This window comes from Capnocytophaga sp. oral taxon 332 str. F0381 (assembly GCF_000318275.2).
GTDB classification, from domain to species: Bacteria; Bacteroidota; Bacteroidia; order Flavobacteriales; family Flavobacteriaceae; genus Capnocytophaga; species Capnocytophaga bilenii.
Map to the genome: position 1 here is coordinate 1 of NZ_KB291255.1, position 608 is coordinate 608.

The following is a 608-nucleotide window of genomic DNA, read 5'->3' on the forward strand; positions in this document are numbered from 1 at the left end:
CTGCTTTTTTGGCTCTTTGTAAAAATTCATCAATAGTTTCACCTTTATCAGAAGAGGTAGTGTTTTTCTGTATTTTCAATGAGTTCTTAATCTGATCTTTCAATTCCGAATTAAACAAAGAATGTCCATTATCTTCCAGAAGATCAATTATATCATATACCTTTTTCTTTATGCTAAGAGGTAAAGCATAAAAACTTTTATCCACTTGGGTGTGTCTTGCATCATCCATTTCCGAATTCTGATGACGGATAACTATTTTCTTTCCGAGATGATATGTAATGATTTTCACCCTACCTTCTTCAAAATGTTCTCCATAGATAGATTTCGTTCCGTATACTACAATCGGATCTACAAAACCATCATTATCTAAATCTTTCAATCTTAAGTATCGTGTCCAAAACCAAATAGAGGACTCATTTTCATTTATGTAATCAGTAATAGTCCATCTTATTTTTACAGTCTTATCTTCTTCAAAAGACACGTTAAAGGCTTTTATGGACTTTTTCGAACTTTTTTCATCTTGTATGTTGCCTTTAATCACCTTTTCTGTAAGAATCAAGTACTGTTTACCACTTTTATCCTCAAAAGGATACACCCTAAATATAGGA

Annotated in this window: 1 protein-coding gene; it reads right to left on the reverse strand. The window is 31.7% G+C overall.

The window, feature by feature from the left end; genetic code table 11:
• Nucleotides 1-608, reverse strand: a 608-nt coding sequence (locus HMPREF9075_RS00995; protein WP_009414720.1) for a M949_RS01915 family surface polysaccharide biosynthesis protein, incomplete at both ends; no start/stop codon positions are given.